The following is a 14,330-nucleotide window of genomic DNA, read 5'->3' as shown; positions in this document are numbered from 1 at the left end:
CTATTAGTGGAACGTTTTTTGTTACATAAGTTTTAGAATTAATTGTATTGAAATGAAACATATTTTACTCCTGGTTGCACTACTTTCTCTGGGGACGATTTCGGCTCAGGAAATAGAGTGGATGACCATGAATGAGGCCCTGGAAGCTCAAAAGAAGGCTCCCAAGAAAATTTTTATGGATGTGTACACCCACTGGTGTGGTCCTTGCAAGCTGCTCGACAAAAACACATTTTCAGATAAGAAAGTGATCAATTTTATCAATAAGAACTTTTATGCGGTAAAATTTAACGCCGAAGGCACCGAAGAGATCACGTATCAGGATTTTACCTATACAAATCCGAATTATCAGGAAGGTAGAAAGGGGAGAAATGCAACACATTTTTTTGCTGATGCCCTCAAATTGAGAGGATATCCAAGCCTGGTCTTTTTTAAGGCAGACGGTGAGCTTATTCAGGCAATTCCTGGTTATAAGACACCACAGCAGTTGGAAATATACCTTAAAATGATCGCCAATGACGATTATCTGAAACTTACCACGGTGGAAGCCTGGCAGGAATATCAGGATAAGTTTAAAGGAACATTTTAGAATAATTTTAAGTTAAGAGTTTCATTATTCTAAAATGAAGGCTCCTTTTTCACCGGTATGGTGAAAGGGGAGCTTTCTTATTTTACAAGTCTGTTTCCAGCGTTTTACAAGACCGAGGTAGTTGCTGCCATCTGCAACGATCTGTCGCGGCTGTAAACTATCGATGAGGCGATCCATGTTTATTTTCGGACTTTCCCTCAGGATTATAATATCGATATTTGAAGCTGGTGGATATACTCCGGTACTGTCAACAAACAGGATCAACTGAGATTTGTACTGCAGTATTTGAGGGAGTGGTGCTTCGGAATAGTTACGAATGCCTTTCCCGATTCGGTAATCCTTAATTAAACCCAGTTGCTTTATATTTTTCAAGGGTTCTTCTGAATACACCACTAACGCCCTCCGTTGCTGTATTCCCATTATCGTGCTTCGGCTTTTATGAAACAATATTAATTGCGTCTCCCCTGAAAGATTTGTGTGAACTAAAACTGCTACCAGGAATATAAGGCTCACCATACATAGCATACACCGTTCAAAACTGAAACGTTTTAACAGAAGCACAATACCAATGATAACCAGATACACCGAAATAACTTTTAATTCTGAAAAATGTATATCACCGATCAGAAAGAATTCCTTACCGGCCACCCATTCGATAAAGGAATTTAAGGAAAGGATCATAACGTTATATGCTTCGGCTATTTCTGTAGGTAGACTGTTTAAAGATAACAGCAATAAAATAAGCAAACCCACCCCCAACAGCAATGCAAGAAAGGGAAGGATCACCAGATTAGTTAGCAGAAATAAGCCTGGAAATTGGTGAAAGTAGTACAGGGTGAGTGGTAATACTCCCAACTGCGCCGCAATACTCACCGTGCTTATGGCCCAAGCCTTCCGAAGAAAATAATTTTTTGGAGAATAAACTTCATACAATCGAGGTTGTACCCAGAGGATAAAGAAAACCGCTAGATAACTAAGTTGAAAACCTATGTGAAACAACCGCTGCGGTTTGCATAACAATAAAATAAAAAAGGACAGGAACAGCGTATTTATGCTATTGGTAGGTCGTTTTATTATGCCGGCAAAAGCGAATAGAGAGAACATGGTGGCAGCACGTACAACCGATGGTGACCATCCGGCTAAGAGTGCAAAACTGAACAGTAGCAAAATTATCATTCCGGCTTTAATGATCTTGCCGTGGCGTACATATAAAACAGGTCGTAAAAGCCACGAGAAGATCAGGAATAAAATACCTACATGCAGCCCCGAAACAGCGAGTATATGTACGGCCCCTGCCTTGGCATAATTGGAATACAGTTCCTTACTGATTTCTGTTTTATGTCCAAGGAGAAGTGCCTGAATAATGCTTCGTTCTTCTGAAGAAATACTGCTTGCTTTCAGTTTCTTCAGAAAATAATTGCGAATCCCATCGGCTACTCCTCTCACACTTTTTTCACCATTGCTAAACTGAATGATTGCCCGGTGATCGATCTGAAGCTGAAAGAGCACGCCCAGAGAATTCATATAAGCAGCATAATCGAATTGATGTGGATTAAGCGCTGGTGTAAAAGGTTTTATTCCCGAAGAAATTAATAATTCATTATCGATCGCGAACAATCCCTCAACACTGTCTTTTTTAACCGACAATAGTATTTTACCTTCGGCAGGAATCGAGTCCACTCGATAAATGTCTGCGATGTATTTATGATAATAATTGTCCGACTTCAGCACGTCTGTGATCTTCAGCTGCAGTAATTCAGTTTGGGAAGTATCGATGAATACTGAATAGTGATTGGTTTGCGCTAAGGGACTTCGGAATTGATAGTTACAATATCCAATTAGGAAAAAACAGCAAAAGGTAATACTTCCGAAGAAGGCATTCTGTAATAATTGTCTGCGGGAATAAAACCATGCTGTGATAAGCAACAACAGACAAAAAACAAGAATTACCGGAATGAGAAGGGAATTGACACCAAATGCTTGTGCCGTAATAATGCCCAGTGCCAGACAAATAGAAAATTTTACTACTGCAAAATTGATGAAATTCACTCCGATTCGATTTTAAAAATCTAACCGGGGAGTGATGCTTAAAGATATGAAATTTTATATGACCCTGCGGGCCAGCACAAAGGCTTTTTTCCAATAAGCCTCGTTCATGGAAGAAATAATAACACCTCTGGAAGTCGTAGAATGGATAAAGAAGACTTCTCCCTTTTTGGACTCCACCACCAGACCAACGTGATTTATGGTATTCCGCTTACTGGTTTTAAAGAAGACCAAATCTCCTTCCACAGCATCTTTTAAATGAATTTCAACACCTTTGGTAGCCATGTCTCTCGAGATCCTTGGCATAAGGACATCTTCCTGCTTAAAGGCCGTATAAACCAAACCGGAACAATCCATTCCTGCTTTGGTAGTACCTCCAAATTTATAGCGTGTACCTTCAAAGGACCGGGCATACTCAATAATGTTTTCCAAGACTTCCTCATTAGACGATTTTGTGATCTCTTCGGTGTCATAGTCTACCTTTCTAACGATCTTGTCGTCCTTCTTCTTTACCTTAGTTGTTTTTTTGATGGTCTCATCACCCGAAGTGGGCGTGATCTTTTTGGTGACGGTTTTAGTTCCGCCACAGGATATCATAAATATTGAAAGTAATAGTAGTAGGAGCAGTTTTTTCATAGAGGGCATTTATGAATCTGATCATAAAACTATGAAATATTTTCTATTTGTCTCCGATGGCGTCAAAAATTAACTTGGCGGTTTTCGCACTAGCCCCTTTCCCACCCAGTTTTTGCTCCAGGTCGTAATAATCTAAAAACAGCTTGGCCCGGTTGTAGTCATCCAGAATATAGGTGAGTTCGCTTCGCAGTCGTTTGCCGTTAAATTCAGTTTGAATCAACTCAGTTACTACCTCTTTATCTAATATAAGATTCACCAGCGAAATGTATTTAAGTTTAATGACCCTTTTAGCGATCTCATAGGAGATCCTACTGCCCTTATAGCACACCACCTGTGGGACTTTGAACAAGGCGGTTTCCAATGTGGCGGTTCCCGAAGTTACCAGAGCTGCGTTCGAAATACTTAACAGATCATAGGTTTTATTGAGCAGTAAATGAACATTCTGCTTTTTGATATAGGGTGCATAAAAGGATGCCTCCTGACTCGGTGCTCCTGCGATGACAAACTGATACTCGTTAAAGTCCTCAACAATGGAAAGCATCACTTTCAGCATTTTTGAGATTTCCTGCTTACGACTCCCCGGAAGAAGCGCAATAATGGGTCGGTTATCTAAATTATTGTCATTTCTGAATTGTTCAGGGTTTACCTGAGCCCGGTCATACACCGCATCAATAAGAGGATGTCCGACAAAATGAACCGGAAAATTGTGTTTCTTTTCGTAAAAGTCCTTTTCAAACGGAAGGATCACATACATCTCATCCACATCCTGTTTTATACTTTTAATTCTGCCTTCCTTCCAGGCCCAGATCTGTGGTGATATATAGTAATGAACTTTAATACCTTTTTTGCGGGCCCATTTTGCGATGCGGAGGTTAAATCCGGGATAATCGATAAGGATGAGGACATCGGGTTGAAAAGCTTCAATGTCTTTTTTACAAAAGGAAATATTCTTTAGAATGGTCTTTAAATTGGCAACGACCTCAATAAACCCCATAAACGCCAGATCTCTATAATGTTTTACAGGAGATCCGCCTTCTTTTTCCATAAGATCACCTCCCCAAAACCGAAAATGGGCATTGGGATCCTCTTGCTTGAGGGCCTTCATTAGATTTGCTCCGTGCAGGTCGCCCGAAGCCTCTCCGGCGATGAGGTAATACTTCATTTTAAAAGAATTTTGCTGCTAAAATCACCAACGCTGCTACTATCGTGGCCAATACCACCCCGCGGGCCCGGTAGTATTGTCTCTTTTTCAGAAATATAAAAAAAGCAGCCAAATTAAGAATAGCGCCTAATGCAATGATACTGCCAAGCAGATCCTGTTCCTGGGCCATTTCTATTGTCGTTTCCAAAGTATAGTCTGATAAAAAATAGATATACAGATAACTTCCTGCACAGTTAGCAGCGAGACCGACTAAAAATCCGATAAGTATTTCTTTTTTCATTTCAGATCCCAGGAATTGATATCTTTTATTGCGTGATGTGCCGTAAGATCGAATTGAACCGGAACCACCGAAACAAAACCATTCTTTAAAGCCCATTCGTCTGTGTCTTCCCCTTTATCTTCGTTTACAAATTCGCCTGTGAGCCAGTAATAATCACGTCCCAGCGGATTGGTGCGTTTGTCGAAGTTTTCCTCCCAATGTGCATTGGCCTGTCGGCATACTTTAATTCCTTTAATATCCTTAGCCGATAATTTAGGGATGTTTACATTTAAAACAACTCCTTTTGGCAATCCGTTCTTCAGGCATTGCATGGCTATGGATTTGATATATTTTTTACTGGGTTCAAAATTTGCCTGAAGCGAATAATCCAATAATGAGAAACCAATAGATGGAATTCCAAGAGTTCCTGCTTCGACTGCGGCACTCATAGTTCCGCTATAGATCACATTGATAGATGAATTACTTCCATGATTAACCCCGCTTACACAAAGATCGGGTTTCCGTTTTAGGATCTCGTTCACTGCGAGCTTTACGCAGTCCACCGGTGTTCCGCTGCAACTGTATTCGGAATGTGATTGGTCCTTGAGCATTTCTACAGCATCACAATATAAGGTGTCGTTTATGGTAATTGCGTGTCCCATGGCGCTTTGAGGGGAATCGGGTGCTACTACACAAACATCACCAAGCGTATTCATTACCTCAATAAGAGTTCGTATACCGGGCGCAGTTATACCATCGTCGTTGGTCACTAAAATTAAAGGTCTTTTGTTTGCCATTCGGGTAAAATATAAATGGCTAAAATACAAGTAATCCTTGTGAAATCTGAATTTCTATTTCTGAAATTTAAAAACCAGCTGTTTAACAAAAAATTAGTACCCATAGTAGTAGTTGGCACGGTTTTTTATATAATTTAGGAGATTCAAAATTAAGTTGATAGATATGCGATTAATGAAAAAGAATTTTAAAGTATTTCTTCTTGCAGTTTTTGTAGCGGCTGCGTCCTGCAGTTTTACCACCAAGGAGTTTAATGATCCGGATAAAGATAAATTACTGATAGACCTTATTACCTACGTTTTGCAAAAGGGACATTATGATCCTGCTGCTATGGACGACACCTTCTCTGAGGCAGTTTACCTGGACTATATCGAAGCATTGGACCCGATAAAACGGTATTTTCTGGCTTCAGACATAGAGGAATTCAGCGTGTACAGAACACAGATCGATGATCAGATCAAGAACAAGGATCTTACTTTCTTTAGTTTAGTGTATGATCGTTTTTCGCAGCGAATGGAAGAGGCGAAGGAGATCTATGGAGAAGTATTGGAAGAACCTTTCGATTTTTCGGCTACAGAAACCATTAGTGTAGATTACGATAAGCTCGCCTATGCTGAAACGAAAAAAGAACTTAAGCAGCGATGGAGACAGCAACTTAAATTTTCTACCATCTCAACCTATTACGATTTTTTAGAAGAAAAAAATACAGCTCCTGAACGAAAAAAGGAGGCAGCCGAGAAGGGAGAGGAATATGTTGCCGGTGATAATGAAAACCTTAGCGTAACGGAACTCGAAGCAAAAGCACGGAATGCCACTAAAACATCACTTACCGAATATTTTGAATTTACCGATGATCTGGAGCGCAAAGACTACTTTGCCGTTTTCTTAACTACAGTAGTGGAAGTATTCGATCCTCACACCAATTACTTTGCACCGCCAGACCGGGATCGTTTCGATCTTAGAATGAGCGGAAAACTGGAAGGAATTGGCGCCCGTTTGCAAAAGAAGAACGACTATATAAATGTTGTAGAAGTTATTAGCGGTGGACCGGCCTGGCGTGGAGAACACATTGAAGTTGGTGACATTATTCTGAAAGTTAGACAGGAAGATGAAAAAGAAGCTGTAAGTGTGGTAGGAATGCGCATTGACGATGCTGTTAAACTGATAAAAGGTCCAAAAGGATCTAAAGTGAATCTTACCATTAAGCGTGTAGACGGTACTATTGAAGAGGAAACCATCACAAGGGATGTGGTTGAACTCGAAGAAACCTATGCAAAATCAACGGTCATTGAAAAAACTGATAAAAAATTCGGACTGATCAATCTGCCGCAATTCTATTTCGATATGCAGAACTATAAGGAGCGAAATGCTGCGAGTGATGTAAAAAAGGAGATTGAACGTTTAAAAGAAGAAGGAATTGAAGGCCTTGTATTGGACCTTCGTGATAATGGTGGCGGATCGTTGCGAACTGCTGTAGACATTGCCGGATTGTTCATCAAAGAAGGCCCTGTGGTGCAGGTAGCTTCAAGCGGTGGAAAAAAAGAAGTATTGGAAGATGAGGACGACGAGATCGTTTGGGAGGGTCCTTTGGTAATTCTGGTTAACGAACTTTCTGCATCTGCTTCAGAGATCCTTGCAGCGGCCTTACAGGATTATAAGCGGGCGATCATTATTGGTAGTGAGCAGTCTTACGGTAAAGGAACTGTTCAGAATTTAATAGACCTGAACCAATGGTTACGTAAAAACGATATGGGTGATATGGGAGCTTTAAAGCTTACCACCCAAAAGTTCTATCGTATAAACGGAGGTTCTACACAATTGGAAGGTGTAAAAAGTGATGTTGTGATGCCAGATCGCTATAGCTATATTGAGGTAGGCGAACGCGACTATGACAATCCGTTGCCCTACGATAAAATAGAACCAGCAGATTATGAAGTATGGGATGGGTATGTTGATTTTCAGGAAACCATAGACAAAAGCAAGGCGAGGATGGCCAAAAGTGAGCAACTGGCTTTAATTGATGCCAATGCTCGATGGATCAAGAATCGACGTGACGAAATGAACGTAACACTCAATATTGATGAGTACAGTGCCGAAATTGCCCGAAGAAAGCAAGAAACAGAAAAGTTCAAGGCAATTGACGAGTATGACAATAAACTGAACTATAGATCGCTTCCCGATGAGATCGCTTTAATGAAGCAGGATACTACGCTTCGTGAAAAGCGTAAGAGATGGCATAAAAGTCTTTCAAAAGATATTTATGTGGAAGAAGCTGTAAATGTTCTGGAAGACCTGAAACTGAATAATATCAAGGCCGGAAAAATGGCAAATATTAAAAACTAATTGCGCCGTTCTTTAATGTGTACTGCTTTTTAAGGTCTGTTTTCATACAGAATTTAGCTACCTTTAAAGCGTGAAAAGATCGTCGTCATTAGGTAAAATAGCGCTCCAAAAGTTCAAAAAGAACTTCTGGGGCGTTTTAAGTTTCAGCTTTTTGGTGCTTTGCGTATTGACGGCAGTATTCGCTTATGCTCTTGCACCCGATGATTCGCGAAATGCCAACCAGATGCACTTATCGGTTCACAGCAAATCCCCGGGGTTTACTGTAAAGATGCTTACCATTCCTTCGGAAGTGAACGAACAGAATCCGATTTCGGTTTTTTTCTTCGGAAGGAAAAATGCCGATAGTGAGATCCCGATCTCTGGATATGAAGAACTGGGTGATGGTATCGTGATTACAGAATATACTTCAGACGGAAGTCCCGGGCTTCAGAAAGAGTATGCTGCCGATCTGTTTCCTGAAGCGGCATCTGGTTCCGAAATTGCAACACACTATATTTCTGAAAAAAAATTCCTCCTGGGAACCGATAAATACGGGAGAGATCTGTTGAGCCGAATGCTCATTGGAATACGGATCTCTTTGGCCATTGGATTTGTTGCTGTTTTTATTTCCCTCCTTGTGGGGATAACGCTCGGTGCCGTTGCCGGATATTTTGGAGGCAAAGTAGATGCAGCCATTATGTGGCTCATCAATGTTACCTGGTCCATTCCTACACTACTACTCGTAATTGCCATCACGTTGGCTTTAGGAAAAGGCTTTTGGCAGGTTTTTATTGCCGTGGGTTTAACCATGTGGGTGGAGGTAGCCAGAGTAGTACGCGGCCAAGTCATGGGGGTAAAACAAATGCAGTACGTCACGGCTGCCCGGGCCTTGGGATATACAGATTTCAGAATAATTTTCCGGCATATCTTACCTAATGCACTTGCACCGGTAATCATAATTTCAGCAGCTAATTTTGCGGGCGCAATTCTGATAGAAAGCGGACTTAGTTTTCTGGGAATTGGGGCTCAGCCACCAATGCCCAGCTGGGGCGGGATCATTAAGGATCATTATGCGTATATTATTTTAGGTAAACCTTATCTGGCAATAATTCCCGGACTGGCGATCATGAGTCTGGTCACCGCTTTTATGCTCATTGGGAATGCATTACGGGATGCACTTGACGTTAAAAACTAATACATAAAAGAACTGTGAGTCGAAAATATATATACCCCATCCTAACGGTACTTTTGGTTGTAGGTCTTTATTATGCCGAACAATATTTTTCTCAGAAGAATGAGGTCTATCCTGAAGTTTCCGATAAGGAATATAAATCATCAAATACCGAATTTAATGGCAAATTACTTCCCACATCTACCACAGGGGTGGTCATTACACATAATTATTTCACACTTTCCTATAGTGAAGATCACGAACAGGCCGAATGGGTAGCTTATCCGTTATTAAAGGAACATTTATCCAAAAATGAATTCAAGCGTCCTGATTTTATTGAGGACCGCAAGGTAAAGAGCAAATCCGCGCATTGGAATAGCTATAAGAACAGTGGTTATGATCGGGGACACCTTTGTCCCGCAGGAGACCGGCGTTTTTCCTTCAATGCCTATCTGGAGACATTTTTAACCAGTAATATAAGTCCGCAAAACAACGACTTCAACGGGGGCATTTGGAATAAACTGGAGCAACAAATGCGCTACTGGGCCCGGAAATACGACGGAGTATATGTGATCACCGGAGGGGTATTAAAGGAGGGGTTGCCAGGAATTGGTGCCGAAAACGTTTCGGTGCCGGAGGAGTTTTACAAGGTTGTTCTGGATGCTTCAGAAGGAAAATATAAGGCAATTGGCTTTTTAATTCCGAACAGACCCACCAACGCCTCTTTCTACGATTATGTAGTACCTATTGATAGCATTGAAGCCAAAACCGGTATTGATTTCTTTCCGAGGCTAACACAACAAGAACAGCAGGCAATAGAGTCCGGAATTGACCTGAAAGCCTGGGGAAAAAGATAGGCCTTCTGAAATCCATGATTTCATACAACTAATTCCGGAGCTTAGGTATAGTAGTAATTTGAGGCATCCAGTTTGACAAAGATAAAGAGCAGGATGGTAAAACCCCACAATCCCGATCCGCCATAACTAAAAAACGGCAGGGGAATCCCCACGGTAGGAAACAATCCTGTGACCATTCCAACATTTATAAAAAAGTGAATAAAGAGAATGGACGCCACACTATAACCGTATACCCTGCTAAATTGATTTTTCTGCCTTTCAGAAAGAATAAGCACTCTTATAATTAACCCGGTAAACAGAAGTACAACCACCATGCTTCCCAAAAACCCCCATTCTTCACCAACTGTACTAAAGATATAATCGGTATGCTGTTCGGGAACAAAATTTCCTTTGGTTTGAGTTCCCTGGGTCCAGCCTTTTCCTGTCCAGCCGCCACTGCCGATAGCGATCTCACTTTGGTTGGTGTTATAACCAATACCTTTGGCATCGGTTTCCATTCCCAAAACGATATTAAACCGATCACGGTGTCTTTGTTCAAAAACATTTTCGAAAATATAATTTACTGATAGCGCAAAACCGATACAGGCAGCACTTATAATGAAATATTTAAACCAGCTGGGACGTTTTTTTCGGTTTTTCAGAAAGATTAGAACTGCTATACATAGAACGCCAAACGAGACCCAAACCACTCCTAAAAGAAGGGTTAAAACGAAGAGCGCAGCGGCAAAAAAGCCCAGAAGGAGATACACAAAATGCAGTCCTTCACGATACAAGGGAAATATGAATGCCGCATAGATTAAAGCACTTCCCGGGTCGGGCTGTGGGATGATCAATAGGGCCGGAAGAATTATGATGATGAAAGTTCTAAGCTGATGTTTAAATTCTGTCATATTGGTTTGGAGGTCACTAACATACTTTCCCAGAGCCAATGCTGTAGCCGCTTTAGCAAATTCACTGGGTTGAAGAGTGAAATTACCAATGGCATACCATGAGGTGGCTCCGTTAATATTCTTTCCAAAAACAAATAGCCCCACAAGGGAGAGTAAGGAGATGATGTAAATGATACTGGAAAAGCGTTCGTAGAATTTTGCTTCTATTGCCAGAATAAAAATGATCAATACGACACTTAAAAAGATAAATAACAATTGTCTGGCGTAGATCTGATCAAAGTCAAATAAACCTTGGGCGCTATCACTTAAAGAGGCCGAATAAATGTTTAACCAGCCAATACATACCAATGCGGTATAAATGAAAATAGTAAGCCAGTCAAATTTAAGTAGTCCTCTGCCTTGCGCCATTATTTATTAATTCTAAAGGGTTCACCCGAATATGGCTTTTCGTACTCGTCCATAAGACTTCCTTCCAAGACAAATTTTTCCATATCGGTTCGGGTAATTTCACCTCTAAGATATTTCTCTATCATCAAACCGGCAATTCTTCCTGCCCATCTCGAACCCCAATATCCGTTCTCTACGAATACAGCGATCGCAATTTTAGGGTCGTCCTTTGGAGCAAAAGCGACAAATATTGAGTGATCGGTAAGCTGCATTCTTTTACCATCGATACGAATGTAGTTTTCTGCAGTTCCCGTTTTACCACAAATTTCAATTCCGGGAATTTGAATATGCGAAGCTGTCCCCCTGTTGTAAACATCGAACATTCCTTCTACAACGGGTTCAAAATATCTGGGCTCTATAGTCGTAACATTCTTCGTGGTATATTCTGTAGGTATCGTATCGGCTACGGCAATATTTTTAATCACATGAGGCTTATACCAATACCCCCGGTTTGCTATGGCTGCAGTAAAATTAGCCATTTGCATAGGCGTTAACAGTACTTCTCCCTGACCTATGGCATTACTGATCGTGGCAGTTGCATACCATTTGTATTCAGGATATTTGTAGGTGCGGTTGTATTCCTTTGAAGTGGGAATTTTTCCGGGACGACCACTGGGAAGGTCATAACCCATAAAGTCTCCAAGACCGAAACTGAGCAAGTGGTTTCTCCAGTTGTCGATACCTTCCTGCGGACTCGGATATTTTTCAATGATCCTTCTGTAAACGGTACAAAAATAGGCATTGCAGGAATTGGCAATTCCGCCTACCATGGATAAAGGACTATAATGATGGTGACAACCCAGTTTTCGGCCTCGTCCGTAGACATATCCGCCATAACAGGATACCGTTTCTTTGGTGTCGACCACTTCTTCCTGAAGGCCGATAAGCGCGGTTAACGTTTTAAAGGGAGAGCCGGGAGGATATTCACCTTGCAATCCTCTGTCAAATAAGGGTTTGGCAATAGTATCATACCAAAGCTTTGTAAAATTTTTGGATCGTTCTCTGCCAACCAATAATGCAGGATCGTAATTTGGTGCTGTGACCAGAGATAGAATTTCTCCGGTAGCCGGTTCGATCGCTACAATTCCACCACGCTTGTTGATCATTAATGCTTCCCCGTATTCCTGTAAATCGGAATCTATAGTAAGTGTTATGTCCTTCCCTCGTTCGGGAAGGGTGTCGAAGATTCCCTCCTTATAGGGTCCGATATCCCTGTTAAATCGATCCTTTTGTATATACTTCACTCCTTTTATCCCTCGCAGCACCTCTTCATATTCACGCTCCACTCCCTGCATCCCGATGAGATCTCCCATTTGGTAGTATGGGTTTTTGTTAATGATGGCATTATTTACTTCAGCAATATACCCTAACACATTGGCAGAATGATCTACTTGATAATCCCGCAACGATCGTTTCTGAATATAAAACCCATCGTATTTAAACATTTTTTCAGACAGGTAGGCGTATTCCTCTTTAGTTAACTGCGGAATCACTACCGAAGGCAATCGTGGTGAATAGACCGTGGCCTTGTTCAAAATAGAAATAAAATCCTCTTTGCTGATCTTCAGCAATTTGCAGAATTCGAGAGTATCTAATGGGTTTACATCCCTGGGAATCACCATTACGTCGTAAGACGGCTGATTGGAAACCAGTAGCTTCCCGTTACGGTCGTATATGTATCCGCGCTGCGGATAATCGTATTCCACTTTAATGGCATTATTTTCTGAAAGCTTTTCGAACGATGTATCGTAAACCTGCAAATAGAACAATCTTCCCGCAAAGACAACTCCGGTAATTAGAACAATAGAAAGAAGTAATAATTTTCTCATTAGGATTTCCTGCTAAATAATATTAGCGTAAACATGATCAATAGTATACTGAATATACCTGAAAATAACGTGGATTTTAGGATTAATAATATATGCGAAAGGTTAAAAATTTCTAGTGAAAATAAAATGATGTGGTGCAAGAGCACCATAGTGCTTATGTAGGTAAGTCGTTCACCCAATGGAACTTTATTGATCTTTACCATGTTGTATTCATAACTCACTCCAAAAGCAAATTTTAATAGTAAAGGGCGTATATAGCCAATAAAAACACATGCGGCGGCGTGAACCCCACCGGAGTCCCCAAAGAAATCAACACTTAAACCCAGTAAAAAACTCAAAAATATGAGTAATGACTTACTGCCGTTAAATGGAAACAACAGTATAAAGATGATATAGATAAACGGGTTTACAAAACCCAGGAAATTGATATGGTTAAGCAGTAATACCTGTAGTAATACCAAAAGAATAAACCGTACACTATTTACTAGGATCTCACTGTTCTGCATCGTTCATTTCCTTTTCCAGTTTTAATATTTCGGCCGCATCCTGATTTTCAATAATATACACATAATTTAGATCTGTCATATCGTTGAACAATCGCACATCGATATCGTAACTATCATCTTTCCCCAGTTTAAATTTTTCTATACTGCCTATTAAAATTCCGGAAGGAAATATGGTGGATTTACCACCTGTGATTATAGTGTCGCCTACTACAAGAGTAGCTTGTCTGGGAATTTCAATAAGTTGAACAACATTTGGATCCTTGGTATCCCAGGTAAGCGTTCCAAAATGATTCGAATTTTTAAGTTTGGCGTTTAACTGACTGTTTGTATTTAAAATGGATTGAACGGTGGCATAATTCTTTGATGTGCTGTTAATGATACCCACTACGCCTTTGGTGGTAATTACCCCCATGTCGATCTCGAGCCCGTCACTAGAACCGTTGTTTATCGTAAGATTATTTTTAGTTCTCGAATAGTTATTATTGATTACCCTGGAAGCAAAGAACAAATACTTAGATGGAATTTTTGTGGTGTCTACAGAAGGCATTGTAAAGTTCTCCTTGTAGCCTTCAAGTAATCGACGCAATCTTATATTTTCTTCTACTAGCTTTTCATTCGTAGTTTTTAGATCGAAATAATTTGTTATGTCACTGCGGAAGGAATAAATACTACCGCTAAAGAAATTAGCTGAACTTACAAATTTTCCGTTGTGGAATGTATGTGTCTGAAGCGTAAATCCCAGAGAAATAACGAATAATATAGCGAACAACAGGAAATTTTTATTCCGTATAAAGAAAAAGATAATCTGTTGCATAGCATACTAT

13 protein-coding genes are annotated in these 14,330 nt (G+C 40.5%); 4 read left to right on the top strand and 9 right to left on the bottom strand.

Features of this window, described 5'->3' with window-relative positions; translation table 11 throughout:
* Positions 1-52 precede the first annotated feature (52 nt).
* Entirely contained in the window at positions 53-586 is a 534-nt protein-coding gene (locus tag ALE3EI_RS02615) for a thioredoxin family protein (protein WP_186990556.1), read from the top strand.
* A 24-nt stretch (positions 587-610) separates the two neighbouring features.
* Here the strand turns inward: ALE3EI_RS02615 and ALE3EI_RS02610 are convergent, their stop codons facing one another.
* The 5 genes from ALE3EI_RS02610 to surE are packed head-to-tail and all read right to left on the bottom strand — an operon-like array spanning position 611 to position 5,486.
* The gene (locus ALE3EI_RS02610; RefSeq protein WP_186990554.1) at positions 611-2,635 is read right to left on the bottom strand and encodes a ComEC/Rec2 family competence protein; all 2,025 of its coding nucleotides are present in this window, start codon (positions 2,633-2,635) and stop codon (positions 611-613) included.
* 54 nt (positions 2,636-2,689) lie between these two features.
* Complete coding sequence (locus ALE3EI_RS02605; RefSeq protein ID WP_186990552.1) at positions 2,690-3,268, bottom strand: C40 family peptidase; 579 nt, start codon at positions 3,266-3,268, stop codon at positions 2,690-2,692.
* A 43-nt stretch (positions 3,269-3,311) separates the two neighbouring features.
* Positions 3,312-4,430, bottom strand: a complete 1,119-nt coding sequence (gene lpxB / locus ALE3EI_RS02600; protein ID WP_186990550.1) for a lipid-A-disaccharide synthase — start codon at positions 4,428-4,430, stop codon at positions 3,312-3,314.
* A 1-nt stretch (position 4,431) separates the two neighbouring features.
* Positions 4,432-4,710, bottom strand: a complete 279-nt coding sequence (locus tag ALE3EI_RS02595; RefSeq protein WP_186990548.1) for a hypothetical protein — start codon at positions 4,708-4,710, stop codon at positions 4,432-4,434.
* A complete protein-coding gene (surE, locus tag ALE3EI_RS02590; protein ID WP_186990546.1) occupies positions 4,707-5,486 on the bottom strand; it encodes a 5'/3'-nucleotidase SurE in 780 nt (259 codons plus the stop codon). Before surE ends, ALE3EI_RS02595 begins: the two co-directional genes overlap by 4 nt.
* A gap of 172 nt (positions 5,487-5,658) precedes the next feature.
* On the opposite strand from surE, the gene ALE3EI_RS02585 reads away from it, so the two are divergent.
* The 3 genes from ALE3EI_RS02585 (at position 5,659) to ALE3EI_RS02575 (ending at position 9,834) form a co-directional block, all read left to right on the top strand.
* A complete protein-coding gene (locus tag ALE3EI_RS02585; RefSeq protein ID WP_186990544.1) occupies positions 5,659-7,827 on the top strand; it encodes a carboxy terminal-processing peptidase in 2,169 nt (722 codons plus the stop codon).
* A 70-nt stretch (positions 7,828-7,897) separates the two neighbouring features.
* Positions 7,898-9,001 (top strand): ABC transporter permease, encoded by a 1,104-nt coding sequence (locus tag ALE3EI_RS02580; RefSeq protein WP_186990542.1) that lies wholly within the window; start codon positions 7,898-7,900, stop codon positions 8,999-9,001.
* A gap of 14 nt (positions 9,002-9,015) precedes the next feature.
* Positions 9,016-9,834, top strand: a complete 819-nt coding sequence (locus ALE3EI_RS02575) for a DNA/RNA non-specific endonuclease (protein ID WP_186990541.1) — start codon at positions 9,016-9,018, stop codon at positions 9,832-9,834.
* A gap of 41 nt (positions 9,835-9,875) precedes the next feature.
* On the opposite strand, the gene rodA is transcribed toward ALE3EI_RS02575, so the two are convergent.
* The 4 genes from rodA to mreC are packed head-to-tail and all read right to left on the bottom strand — an operon-like array spanning position 9,876 to position 14,320.
* Positions 9,876-11,132, bottom strand: coding sequence for a rod shape-determining protein RodA (rodA, locus tag ALE3EI_RS02570; RefSeq protein ID WP_186990539.1), 1,257 nt, complete (start codon positions 11,130-11,132; stop codon positions 9,876-9,878).
* Positions 11,132-13,000 carry a penicillin-binding protein 2 gene (gene mrdA, locus ALE3EI_RS02565; protein ID WP_186990537.1) on the bottom strand — a complete coding sequence of 623 codons (1,869 nt, stop codon included), beginning with the start codon at positions 12,998-13,000 and terminating at the stop codon, positions 11,132-11,134. The genes rodA and mrdA overlap by 1 nt, the downstream gene beginning before the upstream one ends.
* The gene (locus tag ALE3EI_RS02560) at positions 13,000-13,506 is read right to left on the bottom strand and encodes a rod shape-determining protein MreD (RefSeq protein WP_186990535.1); all 507 of its coding nucleotides are present in this window, start codon (positions 13,504-13,506) and stop codon (positions 13,000-13,002) included. The genes mrdA and ALE3EI_RS02560 overlap by 1 nt, the downstream gene beginning before the upstream one ends.
* Entirely contained in the window at positions 13,493-14,320 is an 828-nt protein-coding gene (gene mreC, locus ALE3EI_RS02555; protein ID WP_186990533.1) for a rod shape-determining protein MreC, read from the bottom strand. Before mreC ends, ALE3EI_RS02560 begins: the two co-directional genes overlap by 14 nt.
* Between the last annotated feature and the right edge of the window lie 10 nt (positions 14,321-14,330).

The sequence above is a fragment of the Constantimarinum furrinae genome (genome assembly GCF_014295415.1).
Classification (GTDB): Bacteria; Bacteroidota; Bacteroidia; order Flavobacteriales; family Flavobacteriaceae; genus Constantimarinum; species Constantimarinum furrinae.
Note: the sequence above shows the minus strand (reverse complement) of the source record. Positions and strands in the feature narration are given on the sequence as shown.

Bases quoted from the DNA above. Each gene is read 5' to 3' on its own strand.
- ALE3EI_RS02615 (WP_186990556.1), top strand. From the start codon at position 53: ATGAAACATATTTTACTCCTGGTTGCACTACTTTCTCTGGGGACGATT.
- ALE3EI_RS02605 (WP_186990552.1), bottom strand. From the start codon at position 3,268: ATGAAAAAACTGCTCCTACTACTATTACTTTCAATATTTATGATATCC.
- lpxB (WP_186990550.1), bottom strand. From the start codon at position 4,430: ATGAAGTATTACCTCATCGCCGGAGAGGCTTCGGGCGACCTGCACGGA.
- ALE3EI_RS02595 (WP_186990548.1), bottom strand. From the start codon at position 4,710: ATGAAAAAAGAAATACTTATCGGATTTTTAGTCGGTCTCGCTGCTAAC.
- surE (WP_186990546.1), bottom strand. From the start codon at position 5,486: ATGGCAAACAAAAGACCTTTAATTTTAGTGACCAACGACGATGGTATA.
- ALE3EI_RS02585 (WP_186990544.1), top strand. From the start codon at position 5,659: ATGAAAAAGAATTTTAAAGTATTTCTTCTTGCAGTTTTTGTAGCGGCT.
- rodA (WP_186990539.1), bottom strand. From the start codon at position 11,132: ATGGCGCAAGGCAGAGGACTACTTAAATTTGACTGGCTTACTATTTTC.
- mrdA (WP_186990537.1), bottom strand. From the start codon at position 13,000: ATGAGAAAATTATTACTTCTTTCTATTGTTCTAATTACCGGAGTTGTC.
- ALE3EI_RS02560 (WP_186990535.1), bottom strand. From the start codon at position 13,506: ATGCAGAACAGTGAGATCCTAGTAAATAGTGTACGGTTTATTCTTTTG.
- mreC (WP_186990533.1), bottom strand. From the start codon at position 14,320: ATGCAACAGATTATCTTTTTCTTTATACGGAATAAAAATTTCCTGTTG.